We start from the raw sequence: 21,312 nt of genomic DNA on the forward strand, positions 1-21,312 counted from the left end.
CATATTTATTGACTACCGTGCATAAGGATTAAGAAGGCTGCACTTTTCAGGGGGGATAGTCATGAAAGTAGGATTCATAGGAACAGGCAGCATGGGCAGTATTCTGATAGAAGCATTTATCCAATCCGGGGCTTTGAATCCAGATCAGATCGTCGCTACTAACCGGACCATTACTAAAGTGGAGCATTTGGCCGCGGCTTATCCGGGCCTTCAGGTGGCCCATTCCAATATAGAAGTCGTTACCTCTTCTTCTCTTATTTTCTTATGCGTAAAGCCTGCCGATTACAAGGTGGTTCTGTCAGAAATCAAGGAATCAGCCGACCCGGATCAGCTGCTGGTTTCGATCACGAGCCCTGTGCAAATACGCCTGCTGGAAGAGCAGCTGCGCTGCAAGGTGGCCAAGATCATCCCAAGCATTACCAATTACGTTTTTAGCGGAGCGACCTTATGTATCTTCGGAGACCGTTTGGATGTCGAGGATAAGGAGCTGCTGGAAAATTTGCTGTCCTATATCAGTGCACCGATACGAGTCTCCGAGAATTACACGCGCATTTCCTCTGATTTGTCCAGCTGCGGCCCGGCGTTCCTGGCATATTTCATTCAGAAGTTCATTCAGGCCTCCGTGGAGGAAACCGGTATTTCAGAAGAAGAGGCGACACAGCTGGCCAGCGAAATGACGCTCGGCACAGGCAAGCTCCTGACAACCGGCGGCTTTACTCCTGCCTCCCTGCAAAAAAGGGTTTCGGTCCCCGGCGGTATTACCGCAGAAGGACTCCGTGTAATGGAAAAAGAGCTGCACGGGATGTTCAACAGCCTCATCCGTACAACTCATTCCAAGTACCAAGAAGATCTGGAAAAGGTGGAAGCCCTGTTTCATGAATCGAAGGACGATTAAGAACGTGATGCTTTCACGCTTTTCCCTATGAACCGCCTGCCGCAGCAGAGCGGTTATTTATTTGAATGATTATCCAACTACGATGTTAACCAGCTTGCCTTTAACGGCAATCACTTTGCGAACGGCTTTGCCGCTCATCGCTTCCTGCACCTTGCTCATCCCGAGCGCCAGCTCTTGAAGCTCAGCTTCGTTGGCATCCTTGGAAACCAATGTACGATCGACGATTTTGCCGTTCACCTGAACGACGATTTCTACCTCGTTATCGACCGTCCAAGCTTCGTCGTATTCAGGCCATTTCGCATAAGTAACCGTATCGGTATGACCCAGCTTCTCCCACAGCTCTTCAGCCAAATGCGGAGCAATCGGGGACAGCATTTGCACGAAATGCTCCATCGCTTGCTTAGGCAGCGTGTCGGTTTTGTAAGCCTCGTTAACGAAAATCATCAGCTGGCTGATCGCCGTATTAAAGCGCAGCGCCTCGAGGTCTTCCGTAATTTTCTTAATCGTACGGTGCCAGGTCCGTTTGAAGCTGTCGCTTCCCAGTGTCTCGTCGGCGCTGATTTTCGGATGAAGCTGACTGTTCTCCCCGACAAACAAACGCCAGATCCGATTCAAGAAACGGTAGGTTCCTTCAACTCCGTTCACGTTCCAAGGCTTGGTTGCTTCCAAAGGTCCCATGAACATTTCGTACATCCGAAGCGTATCCGCGCCGAATTCATTAACAATGACATCCGGATTAATGACGTTGCCGCGGGACTTACTCATTTTCTCATTATTTTCACCCAGGATCATGCCCTGGTTTACAAGCTTATAGAACGGCTCCTTCGTCGATACGACGCCCAGATCGTACAGCACTTTATGCCAGAAACGCGCATACAGCAAATGAAGCACCGCATGCTCCGCGCCACCGATGTACAGATCGACAGGAAGCCATTTTTGCTGAAGGTCCTTGGAGCACAGCTCTTTGTCGTTCTTAGGATCGATAAAACGCAGGTAGTACCAGCAGCTTCCCGCCCATTGCGGCATCGTGTTTGTTTCGCGGCGGGCTTTCATGCCCGTCTCCGGATCAACGGTTTCCACCCATTCCGTTACGTTCGCCAGCGGAGATTCGCCTGTGCCCGACGGAGCGATTTGATCGACATCCGGCAGCAAGAGCGGCAGCTGATCCTCCGGAATAGTTTTCATAGTGCCGTCTTCCAGATGCAGGATCGGGATCGGCTCGCCCCAATAACGCTGACGGCTGAACAGCCAATCGCGCAGACGGTAGGTCACCTTGCCCTGACCCTTGCCGTTTGCCTCCAGCCATTCGATCATCGCGGCGATAGCCTGCTCGTTATTCAAGCCGTTCAGCTGCTCGGAGTTCACATGCTCTCCGTCTCCCGCATAGGCTTCCTTCGTCACGTCGCCGCCCTTCACGACTTCGATGATCGGCAGGTCGAATTGCTTCGCGAATTCCCAGTCGCGCTGGTCATGGCCCGGCACGGCCATAATCGCCCCGGTGCCGTACCCTGCAAGCACATAGTCGGCAATCCAGATCGGAGTTTTCTTGCCGTTCACCGGATTGATCGCATACGCTCCCGTGAATACCCCGGTCTTATCCTTGGCCAGATCGGTACGCTCCAGATCGCTCTTGCGAGCGGCTTTCTCCTGATATTCCTTCACGGCAGCCGCCTGGTCTGCAGTCGTTATAGTGTCTACCAGCTCATGCTCAGGAGCCATCACGCAGTAGGTTGCGCCGAACAAGGTATCCGGACGTGTCGTAAATACTTTCAGGCTTGCATCCGCATGGCCGTCGATCGCAAATACAACCTCCGCACCCTTGGATTTCCCGATCCAGTTGCGCTGCATATCCTTGATGGATTCGGACCAATCCAGCTCCTCCAAATCTTCAAGCAAGCGCTCCGCATATTCCGTAATTTTCAATACCCATTGACGCATAGGCTTACGGATTACCGGATGGTTACCGCGCTCGCTCAAGCCGTCAATGACTTCTTCGTTAGCCAATACCGTGCCCAATGCCGGACACCAGTTCACCGGAACCTCGTCTACATAGGCAAGACCCTTTTTGTACAGCTGGATAAAGATCCATTGCGTCCATTTGTAATATTCGGGATCGGTCGTGCTGATCTCGCGGTCCCAATCGTAGGAGAAGCCCAGAGACTTGATCTGGCGGCGGAAATTATTGATGTTCTTGATCGTAATATCCCGCGGATGTTCTCCGGTATCCAACGCGTGCTGTTCGGCAGGCAGACCGAATGCGTCCCAGCCCATCGGATGAAGCACATTATATCCGCGCATCCGCTTATAGCGGGATACGATATCCGTAGCCGTATAGCCTTCCGGATGTCCTACGTGCAGACCTGCGCCGGATGGATAAGGAAACATATCCAATGCGTAAAATTTAGGCAGACTGTCGTCGTCCAGCACTTTGAACGTTTTATGGTTTTCCCAATATTGTTGCCATTTCGGCTCGATGAAGAGCGGGTTATAGCCCTGCTGTTCTTTTGCTTCCTGTGTCATTCGGTTGTGCCCCCTTCAATAGATCAACATCTCAATATAAAAGCCCCTCATCGCTAGCGCAACGCTAGGGACGAGAGGCATGATTCCCGTGGTACCACCCTAGTTAGCAGCAGACATGCTTTGTCTGTGCTCACTCTTCCCCTTAACGCGGGGGCGACGATCCGGCTAAGCTCAGCTGACCGAGTGTGAAAAACCCCGGCTGCTCATGCATGAACTTCACCTTCTGGCTCCAAGACGAGTTCGCTCTTCCCCTACGCCGGCTCTCACCAACCGCCGACTCTCTGAAAAGCAGGGGATGGAGTTACTACTTCTTATCCCAGCCGTTAGCAGCATATAAAGCGATTATATGTAAAAAACGGCAGCGGTGTCAAGTATGCATGCGCTGACCTGACAATCGAGTCCACTGGAGAAGTACTATGATTAAATTACACCGATGCTGGAAATACTAGGTTCATAGAATGCGCCGATGGCAGAGGTGAGAACATGACAGGTCTTTTGAATGGCATTGCATTATCCCTTCCTTTGTGGGGGATTATTTTGGGCGTCGTCCAGATATTGCTCAGGTAGCTTCCCGAAAGATATCAGGACGTTATTTTCGCGCTACGAAAAAAGCACGCTGCGTCGTATCCGTAACGGATTTCCACATAAAATCCGCATAGCAGTCCACCTCACGGAAGCCCGCTGCCAGCACCTGCTCCTTGATCCACGCCAACGGGTACGCCCGCTGCACATGCACCTCATCGACTCTTCGAAACCTTTCCGGTGAATCACTGTCGTCTTCCCGTCCGCTTTCACGGACAAATATGGTTAAGGCGTGCTCTATCTCGCACCGGTCCGTATCCAGCTCACTTGTCCAGATATAGGCAATATCGTCTTCATTCAAAAAAAACGGCTGCTCCTCCGCGTAGGACTCCAGCTGATACGGGGTATGAACATCGAATACGAAGATACCCCCTTCTTTTAAGCCGCCATAAGCTTGTCCCAGAGCTTCTATAATCTCTTCTTCTTCCAGCAAATAGTTCATGCAATCGCAGAGCGAGATCACCGCGTCGACCGGCTGAAGCAGGCCCCAATCCCTAAGATCCTGCTGCATCCAGGTAACGCTCCCTTTGCCTGGAAAAGCAAGGGCGCGTTCCGCTTCATGCGCTTTTTGCTGCGCGACAGCCAGCATATCCTCCGACAGATCGATGCCATACACCTCATAGCCCTGCTGCGCCAGCGGTATGGCTATATTACCGGTCCCGCACCCCAAATCCGCAATCGTTCCCGGTCTTCCATATCGGTCCCAGCATCGATTCAAAAAGTCAAGCCATTCTGCATACGGCATATCTTCCATCAAGCGATCGTAATGATATGCAAACAGCTCGTAAGCCATAACATTCAACCTCCATGTTGAAATAGGTAAGCTCACCGTAAAAGGGAATGCCCCTAGTAAGCCTGTCATCTTCCGCTTTGTCCCGCACCCAGGTCATGACAACCGCATCACTGTTCCAAAGCGTGAAAAAAGCCGGCATTCCTGCAGCTTGCGGACCGTTGAAGTCTAACCCGCATGGAATGTCCGGCTGCTGCCGGTTGGAGAATTATTCTCCGCCTTTATGTTCTTCCTTCAAGTGAGTCCAGCTGCCTTCCTGGTATACCAGGCCTTCCTTCATCAGCTTGCCGACAGCACGCTTAAAGGCCGATTTGCTTATTTTGAACCTCTGCATAATGACATCCGCCGGAGTTTCATCCGAATACGGCATGGAACCATTCGGTCTTTCGCGCAAAAATTGCAGCAGCTTCTCTGCATCCTCATCGCGTCCTACTTCTTTGGGAGCACGCATCGAGAGATTGATCTTTCCGTCTTCCCGGATAAAGCTCACCCGAACATCTACTTCTTCGCCAAGACGCAGCAATCGGGTCCGTTCGGAAGCATGAATCATGCCGATCACGCCGAAACCGACCACACCGCCGTCACAGACGACGAAGGTGCCCATTTGCAGCGTTTTGTACACCCTGCCCTTAACCCATTTATTTCTCCAGGCAGCCGGGGCATCGAAGCATAGCGGACCCAGGTCCGCCTCTCCTGCAAGCTTGGCCACCAGCCGTCCTTGCCGGTCATGGTCCAGCAGGACGAATACTTTATCCCCAATTTGCGGTCTGAGCTCAGGCAGCTCGGGAAGCTCCCGGAAGGGGAGCAGCAGATTGCGGCCCAGACCCATTTCTAGAAAGCAGCCGAAGCGGCGATGGATATCAACCACTTCCAGCAGCGCCACCTCGCCAAGCTGAATGAGCGGCTCGCGCATCGTAGCGGCCAGACGATCCTCCGTATCATAGAACAAAAACACGTCCACACGGTCTCCTGCCTTGATCTCTCCGATCACTTCGCTGTAATGCAGCAGAACATCCTGATGGCCATCTGTCAGAAAATATCCGTTAGGCGGGACTTCTCTTGCTACCTCCAGATTGATACGCGTTCCCGCTTCAAGCCTCATACCCGCTCAACCACTTTCGCGTCAGACCATAGTCTCTCAATATTGTAATACTCCCGGTCGTCGCGGTGGAATACATGAATAACCACGTCGCCTAAGTCAACTAGTACCCAACGCGCCGTATCCATTCCTTCCATACCGCGAACTCGTATGCCCTTCTCTTCGGCACGCTTGCGAATTTCCGTAGCGATGGACTGTACCTGGGTCTCCGAATTCCCGTGGCAGATCACAAAATAATCGGCGATCAGGGAGATTCCCTGCAGATCCAGCGTCACCACATTCATCGCTTTTTTATCTTCAGCTGCCTCAACAACAAGGGCCATCAATTTATCCGGGGTTAAACTCATTCATTTTCCTCCTCTATATGTGAACCAATAATAGTAGACCAATGTATTCCTACTGTACTTTATCCAAATTTCCGGCAGCTTGCTCCTGCCTTTTGATTTCATCAATAAGACTATTTCTTGAAAGCATGGTTAAAGGATACACCTTTTTCCCCTTTTCCAATAGAAAACGGATCGTACCGTCAAATGCGGCAACTAATGCCTTCTCTACACTATGTTCGGCGATTTCACGGATATTATTCACACCCGGAAAATCGCGTCCCGGCTCGATATAATCGGCGAGACAAACCACCTTCTCCAGCAGGGTCATGCCTGCTCTGCCGGAGGTATGATAGCGGATCGCATCCAGGATTTCCTCGTCATCGATGCCATAATCTCTCTGGGCGACAAAAGCTCCGGCAAAGGAATGCCACAGCTCTTTATCATAATCGAGCAGATCGGCGGGCAGGCCGTTTTCCCTGATGATGCTCTCCTGATCCTTGACCGGCCAAAATTTGCATACATCGTGTAGAATGGCCGCTAAATACGCCTTATCGGGATCACATCCGTATTGACGCGCCAGCATCACTGCGGATTCCATTACACCTAGCGTATGCTCCCAACGCTTGGCAGGCATTTGGGCTTTCACCGACTCCATCAGCTGTTTACGATCCATAGATCCCGCTCTCCTCAATATAATCGTATACACGGTCCGGAACCATGTACCGTATTGTTTTTCCTGCCGCCACCCGTTCCCGGATGTAGGTCGAAGACAGCTCCATAAGCGGCATCGTCACAAAGGTGACAGAGCCTTTCACCGGATCGGGAAGCTCCCCGATATCCAGGGGGTAACCAGGCCGCTGCAATCCGATAAAAGAAATCAGCTGCAGCAGCTCTTCGAATTTATACCATTTGGGCAAAAATTGGACCATATCGGCACCGATAATATAGGAGAAGCGGATGTCCGGATGCTGCTGCTTTAACAGCTTCACCGTATCGATACTGTAGGAAACGCCGCCCTTTTGCAGCTCTATATCGAGAGGGCGAAAGGAAGGATGTCCTTCAACGGCTCTGCATACCATTTCCCATCGTTGCTCCGGTGTTGCGCCGGGAGCCTGCCGTTTGTGAGGGGGAACGTTGGTCGGCATGAACCAGACCTGATCCAGCCCCGCCTGTTCGAATGCGCATTGCGCGGCAATTAAGTGGCCGATATGAATCGGATCAAAGGTGCCTCCCATGATGCCAACCTTCATGCTTCCACCTCGTTTTCGCTCCATTTATGAAAAATGCAAGAAAGCCCCTGGCAGCGAGGCTTCATGTCTGCCGATCTACGGCAGCTCGATCGTTTTGTTATCCTTGGATTCCTTATACAACACGATAATTTTACCGATAACCTGTACCAGCTCGGCTCCGGATTGTTCCGCCAGCTGCTCGGCAACCTCGCCGCGATCCTCCATACAGTTGTTCAAAACCGTAATCTTAATCAATTCGCGGACCTCTAGAGCTTCCTCGATATGACGGATCAGATGATCATTGACGCCGCCTTTTCCCACTTGGAAGATAGGGTTTAAATGATGCGCCAAAGAGCGCAAATACCGTTTCTGTTTGCCTGTTAACATATGCTTGCCTCAATTCTAATGTAATGCGTGCTGAGCGATGGTTTGAACATAGAAAGGAAAAAAATCCAAACAATCGCTCAACCCGTGTGTTATTTAAAAGATTGTTCGACCACCTGACGCATAGCGGTAATCGGCGCAGGAGCTCCTGTCCAGTATTCAAACGCGTAAGCTCCCTGGTAGATGAACATGCCTAGACCGCAATGAATCTTCGCACCTCTGGCCTCCGATTCGCGCAGGAACCTGGTTACTAATGGGGTATAGACCGTATCGCTGACGACAAGCCGATCGTGAATCAAAGAAGTATCCATCGGCACTGTATCTACATTGGGATGCATGCCGGCAGGCGTTATATTGACCACAAGGCTAACATCGCCGATCACATCCGGAATCGCGTCCGTTCCCATGCCCGTCGTTTCGGTAAATTGGGACAGCGAATGCGCCAAATCCACCGCCTTCTCCGGGTTCCGGTTGGAAATATACATGTGGGAAGCGCCCTCCTTGGCCAAGGCGTAGCCTACGCCGCGCGCGGCCCCCCCTGCGCCCAGTATAAGCACCTTTTTCCCCTTCAAATCCAGTCCGGTCTCTTCCTTTAAGGAACGAACATAGCCGATGCCGTCCGTGTTATACCCCGTGAGGCGTCCGTTATCATTGACTATGGTATTGACGGCGCCGATAACACGAGCCCCTTCGTCAATAACGTCCATGTAATCCATGACTTCCACTTTATGAGGAATCGTCACGTTGACGCCCCGGAACTGCAAAGCTCTGATGCCCGCCACGGCGTCCTTCAGCTGACCTGGCAAAATGTGAAACGCCGCATAAGCAGCGTTAATTCCAGCCACTTCGAAAGCACGGTTCAGCATAATCGGCGATTTGGAATGACGAATCGGATCACCGAAAACCCCGTACATGATCGTGTGACTGTCCAAATGACTGTTCCCCATGCTCTCTTACTCCCCGTCCCCCAGATTATATCATCGACTCGCGTACGGCTACTTTAACGCCCTTGGGCACATGAATCATAAGATCGGCCCCAACGTCGCTGTTCACTTTCACCCATCCCAGCCCGGAAATCGAAACATCATAATGTTTCCCTTTGGCAATCCTTACAGGATGCTTGGACAGCTTCGGCAGTAATTCCAGCTCTTCGAGGCTAGGCGGAGCCAAGAGCTCTCCCTTATGTTCCTCATACAGCTCATCGGCGCGCTCCAGCTTGGTACGGTGCGGCGATAGCACGTTAGAGACATAGAAGGTGAACGATTGACGCTGCCCCTGAACGAAATCAAACCGGACATAGCCGCCAAAAAAGATCGTCTGCCCCTCGTTCAACTGAAAGACCAAAGGCTTGACCGGCTTCTCCGGCATAAGCTTCTGCAAATCCTTCTTGCCGACCAGCTCCGTCAGGCGATGCGAATAAACAATCCCTGGGGTATCAATAATGAACGTGCCATCATCCAGCGGAATTTTCACCAAGTCGAGCGTGGTTCCCGGATATTGGGAAGTCGTAAGCTCGGCGTCAAGGTCGCTGTAGTCGCGGATGAGCCGGTTGATCAGCGTCGATTTGCCGACATTGGTCGCCCCGACGACATAAATATCGCGTCCGTCGCGATGCTTGTCCAACGACTCGATAACCCGGTCAAATCCCATATTCTGCTTAGCCGAGCATAGCACGACGTCAACAACCTTAAGTCCAAACTCCTTGGCCTGCCGCTGGACCCAGTTGACAATTCTATTGAAATTCGTCACCTTCGGCAGCAGGTCGATTTTGTTCACGACTAGCACTACAGGATTGTTTCCTATAAAACGGGGAAGTCCGCTGATCAGCGTCCCTTCGAAATCAAATATATCGACGATATTGACGACCAGGGATTTCGTGCTTCCAACGTGGCCCAGAAGCTTCAAGAAATCGTCCTGATTGAGCGTAATCCCTGCCATATCGTTATAGTGCTTGATCCGGAAGCAGCGCTGGCATATGACCGGCGTGCGCTTTAGCGCCTGGTCCGGGACGTACCCCAGCTTATCGGCACTCTCGGTTTGAAGCTTTACTCCGCAGCCTGCACAGGCTTCTTGTTCCAAATGCAATTCTGTCATCTTCTGTGTGTACCTACTTTCTCATCCAGGTTAAAGCGGCCTTTTCCAACGAACGGTTGACCACTTTGGTAAACAAGCCTTCATCCCGCCGTTCGATCGGCAATACCAAGATCGTATACAAGCCCATCCGGTTCCCGCCAAGAACATCGGTCATCATTTGATCCCCGATCACGACCGTTTCCTCCGGCCCGAGCTTCATGAGATGCATGGCTTTATGAAATGCAGCTCTGGTCGGTTTCTTGGCCCGATAAATAAAAGGCAGCGATAACGGCTCGGCAAATTTGCTTACGCGCAGCTTATTGTTGTTGGATACAATGACAACTTGAAAGCCGATTTGTCCAACTACCTTCAGCCAGTCGATTAACTCAGGCGTTGCCAGCGGCGCCTTGGCTCCGACCAGCGTGTTGTCCAGATCTGTTATGATGCCGCGTTTGCCTTCATTCCATAATTTCTGCAGATCAATATCGTAAATGGTATTCACTTGTAACCGTGGAACCAGCTTCTTCAGCAACCATATTCACCTCAAAACAAGCATATATACGCAAACTATACCATAATTGACCTTTTTGTTGCAAAAAGATTAACGGCTGTCCTGCCATCATTTCCTGAACAAAAAAAGCACCCGATTCTATTCGTCGGATGCCCGCTTTTACGATTCGTCCATTTCCTGTTTCAGCTTCATCAGCTCTTCCTTACGAGAAGGGTCTTTTCTGAAATATTCAATTAGCGTCTCGATACATGTGATGGAATCCCAGCTCAAGTGATGTTCAATACCCTCTACATCTTTATAAATGGTATCCTCCGAAACGCCGATTAACGTTAAAAACTCTTCGAGCAATTGATGCCGGTCGACAAGTCGTTTTCCCATCTTCTGGCCCTTGGAAGTCAATACGAGACCGCGGTATTTTTCATAAACCAAATAATTGTCTTTATCCAATTTCTGGATCATTTTCGTAACGGAAGAAGGATGCACTTCCAGGCCTTCGGCGATATCGGACACACGAGCATATCCCTTCTCGTCGATCAGCTTGTAGATCCTCTCCAGATAGTCCTCCATACTTGGTGTAGCCATTTGCTTTCCTCCCGTACCTCTTAAACCATACGTATGCAGCCCGGTAAAGATGGGTCACCATTGCAAAAAGCGCTCATCGATTCTGTTATTTCCCACGAGTGAGCGTCAACGTTCAGGTTCAAACTATGGTCATTATAAGCGCCTTTTACTATATCACAGCCGGATGCCCGAAGCAAGTTAAGGTTGGAAAATGAAACCGATCTATGCCACCTGAAAAGGAGAACTGGTATGACATTAGAAACGTTAACGCCCCCTCTTCGGCAGACCGAGGTGTTCGTCCCGGAGCTTGTATATTTTGAGCCGGACGCATTGCAATATCCGAAAGGCCAGAAAATTATGGAATGGGCCAAGCAGCAGGGGCTGCCGATCCGAATGACAACTTCCCACAACCGGATAACGAATCTGCCCGGAGACAGCGATCTGGAGAAGTACCGCATAGCCAAACGAACGCTCGTTGTCGGAATCCGCAAGACATTAAAGTTCGATACATCCAAGCCCTCGGCCGAATATGCAATCCCGATAGCGACGGGGTGCATGGCACATTGCCATTACTGCTACCTGCAAACGACACTTGGAGCAAAGCCCTATATTCGAGTGTATGTCAATACCGATGATATATTGAAAGTAGCCAAGCAATATATTGAAGAACGGGCTCCGGAGATCACCCGGTTCGAGGCCGCGTGTACATCGGATCCGGTCGGTTTGGAGCACATAAGCGGTTCTTTGAAGGAGCTTATTGAGTTTATGGGGAAAGAGCCGCTCGGACGGCTGCGTTTTGTGACCAAATTCCATCATGTAGAGCCGCTGCTGGATGCCAAGCATAATAAGCATACCCGATTCCGCTTCAGCGTCAACGCCGATTATGTCATCAAAAACTTCGAGCCTGCAACCTCCAGCTTCTACGAGCGGATTACCGCGGCAGGGAAAGTGGCCAAAGCGGGATATCCTTTGGGATTCATTATCGCTCCTATCATATGGCATGAGGGCTGGGAGGACGGGTACCGGGAGCTTCTGGAAAAATTAAAAGAGGCGCTTCCCGAAGAAGCTGCCTCTGATTTGACCTTTGAGCTTATTCAGCACCGCTTCACCAAAACAGCCAAGACCGTCATTCAGCAAAGATACCCGAAGACGAAGCTGGAGCTAGACGAAACGAAGCGCAAATATAAATGGGGCCGCTGGGGCCAAGGCAAATATGTATATCCTGATGAACAGGCAACGGCGCTTCGTGAGTTTATAACCGAACAAATTTTCGAGAAATTCCCTAAGTCCAGCATCGACTATTTCACTTAAAATTTCAGATAATCGGGGGTAATGGAGTTCAGCCAGATCGTGATCCGGGTCATCTGATCCGTATATAACAGAACGGCCATGACAATCATCAGGCCCCCGCCTATCTTCATAATCTTTGAGGAGTACCGAAGAATCCATTTGGTGCTGCCGATGAAAAAGGCAAGGATAAAAAACGGTATGGCAAAGCCCAAGGAATATGCCGTAATTAATGGCAGCCACGAATCCGGACTGGTCGCAGCCAAAGCCAAAATAGCCGACAGGATCGGACCGATACAGGGACTCCAGCCTGCTGCAAAGCCCATGCCGATCAGGACGGAGCCCAAATACCCCGCAGGCTTAAACTTCCACTGCAGCTTGCGTTCCTTCATCAGCCATTGCGGCTGAAATATCCCTACCAAAAACAATCCCATCGCAAAAATTAAAATCGCTGCAATCTGACGAAGCAGATCTTTATAATCGATGAATAGATTGGATACGAGTCCGGCACCCCAGCCGAGGCTGTAAAAGATAATGGAGAAGCCCACAATAAAGCATAGGGTGTGAAGAACGGTTCTCTTGCGGACGCCGACATTCGAGCCTTCCCTCAGCTGGCTGACGGAGATTCCGGTTATGTAGGACAAATAAGATGGATACAAGGGTAAACAGCAGGGCGATATAAACGATGCCACGCCAGCCCATAGCGCGATCCATATATTAACTTCCATGATGACTCCTTTCTTACGGCTTTCTATGTACTAGGTCCTTTCTACAAGACATCCATTAGAAAAGCCTTCGCGGAATCGTACTTACATACGAAAGCCGCGCTTGATGAACATACTGATAATCAGTAGTACAATAAGGCACAGGACGACAGTGGCGCCTGGCGCCGTGCTCCAGATCCCTGCGGCAACCAGGCCGCCGACCACGGCAATCTCTGAGAACAGCACGGACCAGAACAGCGAGTTGCGAAAGCTCTTGGCTACAAGCAGGCTGCAGGCGACCGGTATCGTCAATAACGAGGATACAAGAAGCGCGCCGACGATCTTGATAGCCACCGTTATGACCAGTGCCGTCAATATGGTAATCATCATGTTATAGAAGCGAAGCGGCAAACCGCTGACTCCTGCAGCGTCCTCATCAAAGAACATCAGGAACAGCTCCTTGTAGTTTGCCAAAATGACAGCTACTACGATAACCGTTACCCCTAGAACGACCCATAAATCCATCGAGTCCAAAGTATAAATGCTCCCGAAAAAGTAACTCATGACGTTGATATTAAAGCCCTTCCCCAATGTGAACAACAGGGTAGCCAAAGCAACGCCGCCGGACATGATAATAGCAATGGAAAGCTCCGCATAAGTCTTATAGGCCTTGCGGAGCCATTCGATCGCGAAGGATGCTAGTACAGCGAATAAAAGCCCTACGCCGATCGGATATACATTGATCAGGAAGCCCAGAGCAATCCCTGCTATAGATACGTGCGCAAGGGTGTCTCCGATCATCGAGAGCCTTCTCAGCACCAGAAAGACTCCCATCATAGGGGCCGCAAGTCCGATGAGCAGACCGCCCAACAAAGCGCGTTGAAAAAAATATTCCGTAAAAATATCCACCTGTTTCTCTCCTAGCTTCAGCTTCCGTGCATGTCTTTCTTACGATAATACCTCAATTTGTTCCCTTAGCTGCTGGATGGAATGAGTCAAATTCGTCTCCTTGCAATTTTCGGGCTCGTGAGTATGCTTTACATAGAATGAAAGCGAGCCGTTTTTTTGAATCGGCTCCTTACCAATATAAGATTGTACCATATCCATATCGTGGGATACCATAATAAACGTAATATGGTGATGCTCATGCATGTGACGGATCATTTTGAAAAAGCCGGCCTGCGTCTCCGCATCAATCCCCACTGTAGGCTCGTCTAGGATAAGAAGCTCCGGATTGTTGATCAGCGCCCGCGCCAAAAACACACGCTGCTGCTGTCCTCCTGACAGCTGGCCGATACGCCGGTCGGCCAAATCCTCAATCCGCATGACGTACAGCGCATCCTCGCATTTCTGGTAATCCTCTTTGGTCAAGCGGCGGAACATTTTCTTTTTCCCGTACAAGCCGGAAAGGACGACCTCGCGCACGGTGGCCGGGAACAGCGGATTGAACGCATTTTTCTGCGGCACATATCCGATTCTCTCCCAATCCCGAAAGGTGGAGAGAGGCTCCCCGAACAACCGGATTTCGCCTTGCGTCGGCTTCAACAATCCCACTATCATTTTGAGCAAAGTGGTTTTCCCAGCTCCGTTCGATCCGATCAAACCGATAAAATCGCGCTCGAGGACGGTAAAACTGAGGTTTTCAATCACCTTTTTATTTTCGTAGAAAAAAAAGACGTCATCCATCGAGACAATGCTCTGATGACATCCTGCATTCACTGGCTTCATAGCGTAAGCTCCTTCTTTTGTGCAGGTTCCTACTTCTATTGTAATGCTTTTATTAAATTATTCAAATTGGCTTCCATCAGCGAAATATAGTCCGCTCCGGATTTCAGCTGCTCTTCCGTCAAGCCCTCTATCGGATTCAGCACCATTGTCTCTACTTTGGCATCTTTCGCTAATGTCTTGGCCAACCGGTCGGAGACAAGCTCCTCGAAGAAAATGTATTTAATGTTGTTCGCGCGAATAAATTCGTTAATTTCTTTCAAGTCCTTGGAGGTCGGCTCGGAGTCTGGAGATAAACCCATGATCGCCTTTTGCGTCAAGCCGTACTCATTCGCCAAATATGCGAAGGACTGGTGTGTGACAACGATATCTTTCTTCGATGCTTTGGCCAGCGCGTCTTTATATTTGTTATGAAGCTGATCGAGATTGTCTGCGAGCTTCTTGAAGTTAGCCTCGTAGTCCGCTTGGTTGGCAGGATCGACCTTTACCAGCTGGTCCTTGATGTTCTGGGCCATGATTTTCGCATTAACCGGGCTCAGCCAAACATGAGGATCGTAATGAGCATCGTGTTTGTGATCGTGATCTTCTTTCTTGCCCTGCTCTGCATGGTCATCTTCGGTTGAAGCGATCAGCTGAATCCCTTTGCTGGCTTCTACTACGGAAACTTTGGAATCCTTAGGCAAGCTGTCCAGCGTGTCCTGAACCCAGCCCTCGAATCCTGCTCCAAGATATACAAACATCTGAGCCTTGGACAAGTTCTGCATGTCCCGGCTTTTTGGCGACCAATCGTGAGGCTCTACGCCTGCGGGTACCAGGTTGATGGCATTGACATGGTCACCGCCTATTTTTTTCGCAAAATCATATAACGGATAAAAGCTGGCTACGACATTCACCTTACCGTTGACCAGCGTCGCCTGCGACTTGCCGCAGCCTGCGAGAACGACTGAAATCAGCAATGTAAGCAAAAAAGGAATCATAACACTTTTCTTGCGTAACGACATGGAAAACGCTCCCCCTGAAATGTAAATCGTAAACTTTTTTATTAGTCGTTAACGATTATACGTCCGGCCCCCGCCCATGTCAACAGTTAATAATATTTACGATTAACGGGGTTCATTAACAGCATTTGCCGATTCATTGCATCAATGAAAAAGCAGACTGCCGCGGCAGCCTGCTCGTATAACTACAGGTTTGTTTGTTGTACAAGAATCAAGCGGAGGCCCATGCCGATCAAGAAGCCGACACATAGCCCGAATATTCCAAGCCAAATCGCCCCTAAGAAGTCACTTGAATAAACAACCCCGATCGTCCCGAAAAAAGCCCCGAAGGTAAAGGGCACTACCGCGTACGGCTTCGTGCCTCCCCCAGCATCCTTATAAGCGTCCCAAATTCCGAACATATAGACACAAGGGTAGAACATGAACCAATGGTAATTCGTCTGGTCGATCGTTGCCTGGATATCCCCGTGGAAACTGGAGATGATGATCATATTCAAGTTGGACTTCAGGTTAATGAAAAACTCCAAAACGATGAGCAAAATACCCTTGATATATTTGCCGTTAAGAAGCTGACCGAATCCCGGGAGAGCGATGCTCCATAATATCGCCTCAACGCGTGACGCTTTGGCCATGGCCTTAATGTGCAGATAATGCGTCACGATCCGCCGCTTGCGGAGGTTGTTCCATCCAGCCTAAATCGATCAAAATATTGGCTCCGTCTTCCGCGTAATTGCCCACCTCCGCTATAAACCTCGCGTAAGTGGCCGCCACGTCATGTCTGCTGCCGAAGGCTAGAGCATTGCCGTATGTCCGGACTCGCATTGAAAACATATCAAGTTTATGGGAAACCATCAATTTATCGGAAAACGGCGACACTGTGGAATCCGTAACCAAATGGTCCAGGAGGGTGTGAGACGGCAAATCTTCTTTAAGCAGCATTTTGCTTAAAATATCGAATTGCTTGGAAGCGATCTCCTTCCCTCTTCGGAAATAATCCCGTGTCTGATCGAGCCTTGCCGATTGACAGAAGCCAACCAATACGGCTCTGCTGACCGCATTGTTCTGAACGTTATCATAGAGATGAGTAATTTCCAACGCATTGAGCGGACGGACATCTCCGAAGAACCCGTTCAAATACCCCTGCTTTTTCACGATATCGATTTTTTTGGGGACGGGAAGATACGGAGATTTGATCAAAAAGCCTTTCGCGTACAGCAAATCATTGACGTCGTTCATCAATTTAATCGTCGTCACAAGGCAGTCGGTAAAAAATTCCCGTATGTCCGGACGGCTCATCAACGGCACGGCGATCCCGTAAATGTTGATCCCCGCTTTGCCGGTATACTTCAAGTAATGCAAGTAGAACTCATCTGCAAACAACCGGGGCGCCCCCAAATTGACGTCATCTTCGGTAAAGCCGACAGGCATCGGATGCTGTTCCTTAGTAAAGATATCTGTGACGGTTTGCGCGAACCGATTAGCTAATTGTAGCGCCTCCTCCAGAACGTGTCGGATTTCTGTGTCATCCACATGCTGAAGAAAATAGCGCAGCACGCATCGAGCCATACTATTCCCCGAAAAGGTCACCCACAATTTACCAATCTCAGCAGAAGTCAACTTATCAGACAGATCTCCTTGCTTAACGCTTGTGTTCTCGAGTTCGGTTTTCATCATAAGAAGCTAGCCACCTTTTTTTTCTTTAAGATACCATTGTGGCGTTTTATTTATTCAGATGAAAGACAAAAAAGCCCCCATACCCGAAAAATCGGGAGGATGGGGACTTCCATTCGTTCACTACTCTACGCGCACGGCTTGCATTTGCGCCTTGATGCACAGCTCCGCCGCTTTGAAGGCGTGCTCCTGGGTCATTGCATTCTCCGTACGGTTAATGCAGTCCAGGATCAGCTGGCCAAAGAACGGATAGCCTACTTGGCCTTTCAGCGAATAGTGCTTCTCGCCTTCCTGGTTAACCAAATACAGATGGTCGCCTTTCGGATCACGGGCGATGTCGATGTATTTACGGATTTCAATATATCCCTCCGTACCCAGGATCGTCATACGTCCGTCGCCCCAAGTGCCAAGGCCATCCGGAGTCAACCAGTCGACACGGAAGTAGTTGGTCGCGCCGTTATCGGCAACCAGGGTAGCGTCGCCGAAATCTTCAAGCTCAGGATAATCCTTGTTGTTATAATTGGCAACTTTACTGTGAAGCACCTTCGCATCCTTCGCACCAGTGAAGAACAGGAACTGCTCGATTTGATGGCTGCCGATATCGCACAAGATGCCGCCATATTTTTCATGCTGGAAGAACCATTCCGGTCTGGACGGCGCATTCAAGCGATGAGGACCAAAGCCGATAACCTGGACTACGCGGCCGATAGCACCCTGCTCGATCAATTGACCTGCAAAGACAGCACTCTCTACGTGAAGACGTTCACTGTAGTAAACCATGTACTTTTTGCCGGTTGCCTTCACCTTGGCTTTAGCTTGTTCAATCTGCTCCAAGGTGGTGAAAGGCGTTTTATCCGTGAAGTAGTCTTTTCCGTGATCCATAGCGCGAAGACCTAGCGCGGCGCGTTCCGAAGGCACAGCAGCGCCGGCGATCAGCTTGATGGATGGATCGTTCAAAATTTCAGCCTCGGAAGAAGCTGCTTTGGCTTGCGGAAATTTCTTGATAAATGCTTCCACCTTGGCAGGATCGGGGTCATACACGGCAACAAGATCGGCTCCCGCTTCGATCAAGCCGTTGCACATGCCATATATGTGGCCGTGATCCAGTGCGATTGCGGCGAATGCAAATTCTCCCTTAGCTACAACCGGATTCGGTTTGCCTTGCGGCGCGTAATTCATTCCGTCTTTGGTTTGCATAATGGTTAGGCCTCCTGGTAAGAGTCATGAATTATTCATAGTTCATTGTTAACGTGAACAATCCTCATTTTACCACAGATCCGTTAGGAAGTGCATCAGAAATTGCAGCTAAAGTTAATTGATCTCCATGGGATGCTGCCAGAATCATGCCTTGCGACAATTCGCCCCGCAATTTCACCGGCTTCAGGTTCGTTACGCAGATGACCTTACGGCCGACCATTTGCTCCGGTGTATAAAATTTGGCGATACCCGATACAACCTGACGCTGCTCGGTCCCCAGATCCAACTGAAGCTTCAGCAGCTTGTCTGCCCCTTTGACCGGCTCAGCGGCGATGACTTCCGCGACGCGAAGCTCGACCTTGAAGAAGTCGTCGATCGAGATTTCCTGAACACCTTCAACAGCTTCTTTCTTCTCGGCTGCTTTTGCCGGCTTCTCCTCCGTCTTCACCGATGCAGGCGCCGCTTCAGCTCCGCCACCCATAGCTTGAACAATGTAGGACACCTCTTTGTCTACCTCCAGACGAGGGAACATCACTTCCCCTTTCTCTACGCGGGTACCGCTCGGGAGAGATCCGAATTGGTGAATCGTATCCCAAGCCGTCAGCGGACCTTCCTGGATGCCGAGCTGCTGCCACATTTTCCGCGGGGTCTGCGTCAGGAACGGCTGCAGCAACACCGATGCGATGCGAAGCGATTCCGCCAAGCAATAGAGCACGGAGCCGAGCGTCGAGCGCTTGCTTTCATCCTTCACCAGCGCCCATGGCTGGGTCTCATCAATATATTTGTTCGTCCGGCTGACCATCTGCCAGATCGCGCCCAGAGCAACGGAAAACTCCATGTTTTCCATAGCTTCCTCTACCTTGCGGGCGGTCGAACGAATCGTATCGAGAAGCGCTGCGTCAAATTCCGTTGCGTTCTCGATATATTCCGGTACGGTGCCGCCAAAGTATTTGTCGATCATGACGACCGTCCGGCTGAGCAGGTTACCCAAATCGTTCGCCAGATCGAAGTTGATCCGTTCCACGAAGCTTTCCGGTGTGAACGTACCGTCGGAACCGAACGGAACCTCACGAAGCAAGTAGTAGCGAAGCGCATCCAGACCGTAACGGTCGATCAGCGTTACCGGGTCTACGACGTTGCCTTTGGATTTAGACATCTTACCGTCCTTCATTAAGAGCCAGCCGTGTCCGAATACCTTTGTAGGCAAAGGTAGATCCAAAGCCATCAGCATAATAGGCCAATAAATCGTATGGAAGCGGACGATTTCCTTTCCGACCAGATGCACGTCGGCAGGCCAATATTTCTTGTATTTGCTGTCGTCCTCGCTGCCGTAACCAAGCGCCGTAATATAGTTGGATAGCGCGTCGATCCAGACATAGATGACATGCTTCGGATCCTTCGGCACCTTAATGCCCCAATCAAATGTCGTGCGGGATACCGCCAGGTCTTCAAGACCTGGTTTGATGAAGTTGTTGATCATCTCGTTTTTACGCGATTCCGGCTGGATGAAGTCAGGGTTTTCCTCGTAATATTTCAGCAGGCGGTCAGCGTATTTGCTCATGCGGAAGAAATAGCTTTCTTCCTTGATGAGTTCTACAGGACGTCCGCAGTCCGGACAGTTACCGTTAACCAGCTTGTTTTCCAGGAAGAAGGACTCGCAAGGCGTACAATACCAGCCTTCGTAGGTCCCTAGATAAATATCGTCCTGCTCGATCAGGCGGGCGAAAATGTTCTCAACGGAAAGCTTGTGCCGCGGTTCCGTCGTGCGGATAAAATCGTCGTAAGAGATGTCGAGCTTGCTCCACAGCTCTTTGATCCCGGCAACGATGCCGTCGACAAATTGCTGGGGTGTAACGCCCTTCTCCTGCGCCTTGCGCTCAATCTTTTGACCGTGCTCATCCGTACCTGTCAGGTACATCACGTCATAACCGCGCAGCCGCTTGTAACGCGACATGGCATCGCCGGCCACAGTCGTGTAGGCATGCCCGATATGAAGTTTATCGCTCGGATAATAAATCGGGGTCGTAATGTAAAACGTTTTGTTCTGTTCTGGCATTGTAATCGCTCCTTTGATTCTTTTTGGAAAACAAAAAAAGCCCTGTCCAGCTTGGGACGAGAGCTTGTGCTCACGCGGTACCACCCAACTTCCCCCGCTAACAGATTGGCTGCCAGCAAGGCTCAGTAGTCATATGCGACCTTCCGTTAACGCCGGAACTACGACGATGGCTTACGGCTTACGACGCACCACGCTCACCATCATTACCTCCCGGACCATCTTCCCCTGCTTCCGTCAACCGGCTCTCAGCCAACCCGGCTCTCTGTGTGACATCCGCAAGCTACTTATCCGTTCATAGGCTATATACAAATATAGGGTTAAGGCAAATATAGCGATAAAGAAGACCCGTGTCAAGTGAGGGCTTACGTATTATTGCTGCCGCTTCGTCCCGGTTTCTAAACGTCGGTCCTCCGCTTGACTAGCCGGGCCGCTCTCCGCCGCAGCATCAGCCTCCTGCTTCCGGGCAGGAGGAACATAATCTATCCCTCCGGGATGAAACGGATGACATTTGCAAATCCGTTTGACCGCAAGCCAGCTTCCCTTCGCGGCACCGTGGATTTCCAGAGCTTCGAGCGCATACTGGGAGCAAGTAGGGTAGAAGCGGCATGTCGGCGGCTTCAAGGGTGAAATGAATTTGCGATAAAAGCGGACTCCGCCCTGAAGCAGTTTTTTCATGAGAAGCGCCTCCCGATCGTTAGCAGACT

Annotated in this window: 22 protein-coding genes; 2 read left to right on the forward strand and 20 right to left on the reverse strand. The window is 50.5% G+C overall.

What is annotated here, in order from left to right:
* Positions 1 to 61 precede the first annotated feature (61 nt).
* Positions 62 to 895: a late competence protein ComER gene (comER, locus tag GGC63_RS13455; protein ID WP_192702756.1), complete on the forward strand. Its 834-nt coding sequence runs from the start codon at positions 62 to 64 to the stop codon at positions 893 to 895.
* 69 nt (positions 896 to 964) lie between these two features.
* Here comER and leuS read toward each other — a convergent pair whose 3' ends face one another.
* The 11 genes from leuS to mntR form a co-directional block, all read right to left on the reverse strand.
* Positions 965 to 3,415, reverse strand: a complete 2,451-nt coding sequence (gene leuS, locus GGC63_RS13460; RefSeq protein ID WP_192702757.1) for a leucine--tRNA ligase — start codon at positions 3,413 to 3,415, stop codon at positions 965 to 967.
* A gap of 589 nt (positions 3,416 to 4,004) precedes the next feature.
* On the reverse strand, positions 4,005 to 4,790 hold the full coding sequence (locus tag GGC63_RS13465) for a class I SAM-dependent DNA methyltransferase (protein WP_192702758.1): 786 nt from the start codon (positions 4,788 to 4,790) through the stop codon (positions 4,005 to 4,007).
* A 205-nt stretch (positions 4,791 to 4,995) separates the two neighbouring features.
* Positions 4,996 to 5,889: a S1 RNA-binding domain-containing protein gene (locus GGC63_RS13470; RefSeq protein ID WP_192702759.1), complete on the reverse strand. Its 894-nt coding sequence runs from the start codon at positions 5,887 to 5,889 to the stop codon at positions 4,996 to 4,998.
* Positions 5,886 to 6,233 (reverse strand): ribosome silencing factor, encoded by a 348-nt coding sequence (gene rsfS / locus GGC63_RS13475; RefSeq protein ID WP_079910596.1) that lies wholly within the window; start codon positions 6,231 to 6,233, stop codon positions 5,886 to 5,888. The genes GGC63_RS13470 and rsfS overlap by 4 nt, the downstream gene beginning before the upstream one ends.
* 49 nt (positions 6,234 to 6,282) lie before the next feature.
* The gene (gene yqeK, locus GGC63_RS13480; protein WP_192702760.1) at positions 6,283 to 6,885 is read right to left on the reverse strand and encodes a bis(5'-nucleosyl)-tetraphosphatase (symmetrical) YqeK; all 603 of its coding nucleotides are present in this window, start codon (positions 6,883 to 6,885) and stop codon (positions 6,283 to 6,285) included.
* A complete protein-coding gene (locus GGC63_RS13485) occupies positions 6,875 to 7,462 on the reverse strand; it encodes a nicotinate-nucleotide adenylyltransferase (protein WP_192702761.1) in 588 nt (195 codons plus the stop codon). Before GGC63_RS13485 ends, yqeK begins: the two co-directional genes overlap by 11 nt.
* A gap of 75 nt (positions 7,463 to 7,537) precedes the next feature.
* Positions 7,538 to 7,828 (reverse strand): ribosome assembly RNA-binding protein YhbY, encoded by a 291-nt coding sequence (gene yhbY / locus GGC63_RS13490; RefSeq protein ID WP_192702762.1) that lies wholly within the window; start codon positions 7,826 to 7,828, stop codon positions 7,538 to 7,540.
* A gap of 89 nt (positions 7,829 to 7,917) precedes the next feature.
* Complete coding sequence (locus GGC63_RS13495; protein ID WP_192702763.1) at positions 7,918 to 8,772, reverse strand: shikimate dehydrogenase; 855 nt, start codon at positions 8,770 to 8,772, stop codon at positions 7,918 to 7,920.
* A 25-nt stretch (positions 8,773 to 8,797) separates the two neighbouring features.
* The gene (yqeH, locus tag GGC63_RS13500) at positions 8,798 to 9,919 is read right to left on the reverse strand and encodes a ribosome biogenesis GTPase YqeH (protein ID WP_192702764.1); all 1,122 of its coding nucleotides are present in this window, start codon (positions 9,917 to 9,919) and stop codon (positions 8,798 to 8,800) included.
* A gap of 13 nt (positions 9,920 to 9,932) precedes the next feature.
* Positions 9,933 to 10,430: a YqeG family HAD IIIA-type phosphatase gene (locus GGC63_RS13505; RefSeq protein ID WP_079910602.1), complete on the reverse strand. Its 498-nt coding sequence runs from the start codon at positions 10,428 to 10,430 to the stop codon at positions 9,933 to 9,935.
* Positions 10,431 to 10,568: 138 nt separating this feature from the next.
* Complete coding sequence (mntR, locus tag GGC63_RS13510; protein WP_079910603.1) at positions 10,569 to 10,991, reverse strand: transcriptional regulator MntR; 423 nt, start codon at positions 10,989 to 10,991, stop codon at positions 10,569 to 10,571.
* A gap of 228 nt (positions 10,992 to 11,219) precedes the next feature.
* Here mntR and splB point away from each other — a divergent pair, with 228 nt between their 5' ends.
* Positions 11,220 to 12,281, forward strand: coding sequence for a spore photoproduct lyase (gene splB, locus GGC63_RS13515; protein WP_192702765.1), 1,062 nt, complete (start codon positions 11,220 to 11,222; stop codon positions 12,279 to 12,281).
* Here splB and GGC63_RS13520 read toward each other — a convergent pair.
* From GGC63_RS13520 to yidD, 9 genes are all read right to left on the reverse strand, one after another.
* Positions 12,278 to 12,985, reverse strand: a complete 708-nt coding sequence (locus tag GGC63_RS13520) for a cytochrome c biogenesis CcdA family protein (RefSeq protein ID WP_225948176.1) — start codon at positions 12,983 to 12,985, stop codon at positions 12,278 to 12,280. The two genes, splB and GGC63_RS13520, sit on opposite strands and share 4 nt — an antisense overlap.
* Positions 12,986 to 13,066: 81 nt before the next feature.
* Positions 13,067 to 13,870 carry a metal ABC transporter permease gene (locus tag GGC63_RS13525; protein ID WP_192702766.1) on the reverse strand — a complete coding sequence of 268 codons (804 nt, stop codon included), beginning with the start codon at positions 13,868 to 13,870 and terminating at the stop codon, positions 13,067 to 13,069.
* Positions 13,871 to 13,909: 39 nt separating this feature from the next.
* Positions 13,910 to 14,689 (reverse strand): metal ABC transporter ATP-binding protein, encoded by a 780-nt coding sequence (locus GGC63_RS13530; RefSeq protein ID WP_192702767.1) that lies wholly within the window; start codon positions 14,687 to 14,689, stop codon positions 13,910 to 13,912.
* Between the two features lie 35 nt (positions 14,690 to 14,724).
* Positions 14,725 to 15,687, reverse strand: a complete 963-nt coding sequence (locus tag GGC63_RS13535) for a metal ABC transporter substrate-binding protein (protein ID WP_192702768.1) — start codon at positions 15,685 to 15,687, stop codon at positions 14,725 to 14,727.
* A gap of 182 nt (positions 15,688 to 15,869) precedes the next feature.
* Positions 15,870 to 16,343, reverse strand: a complete 474-nt coding sequence (locus tag GGC63_RS13540) for a hypothetical protein (RefSeq protein WP_318781047.1) — start codon at positions 16,341 to 16,343, stop codon at positions 15,870 to 15,872.
* Positions 16,321 to 17,358 carry a DUF3231 family protein gene (locus GGC63_RS13545; protein WP_318781048.1) on the reverse strand — a complete coding sequence of 346 codons (1,038 nt, stop codon included), beginning with the start codon at positions 17,356 to 17,358 and terminating at the stop codon, positions 16,321 to 16,323. The genes GGC63_RS13540 and GGC63_RS13545 overlap by 23 nt, the downstream gene beginning before the upstream one ends.
* A gap of 120 nt (positions 17,359 to 17,478) precedes the next feature.
* Entirely contained in the window at positions 17,479 to 18,552 is a 1,074-nt protein-coding gene (locus GGC63_RS13550) for a Gfo/Idh/MocA family protein (protein ID WP_192702769.1), read from the reverse strand.
* A gap of 64 nt (positions 18,553 to 18,616) precedes the next feature.
* Positions 18,617 to 20,608, reverse strand: coding sequence for a methionine--tRNA ligase (gene metG, locus GGC63_RS13555; RefSeq protein ID WP_192702770.1), 1,992 nt, complete (start codon positions 20,606 to 20,608; stop codon positions 18,617 to 18,619).
* 369 nt (positions 20,609 to 20,977) lie between these two features.
* Entirely contained in the window at positions 20,978 to 21,283 is a 306-nt protein-coding gene (gene yidD, locus GGC63_RS13560) for a membrane protein insertion efficiency factor YidD (RefSeq protein ID WP_192702771.1), read from the reverse strand.
* Between the last annotated feature and the right edge of the window lie 29 nt (positions 21,284 to 21,312).

The organism is Paenibacillus sp. OAS669, from assembly GCF_014873645.1.
Taxonomy (GTDB): Bacteria; Bacillota; Bacilli; order Paenibacillales; family NBRC-103111; genus Paenibacillus_S; species Paenibacillus_S vulneris.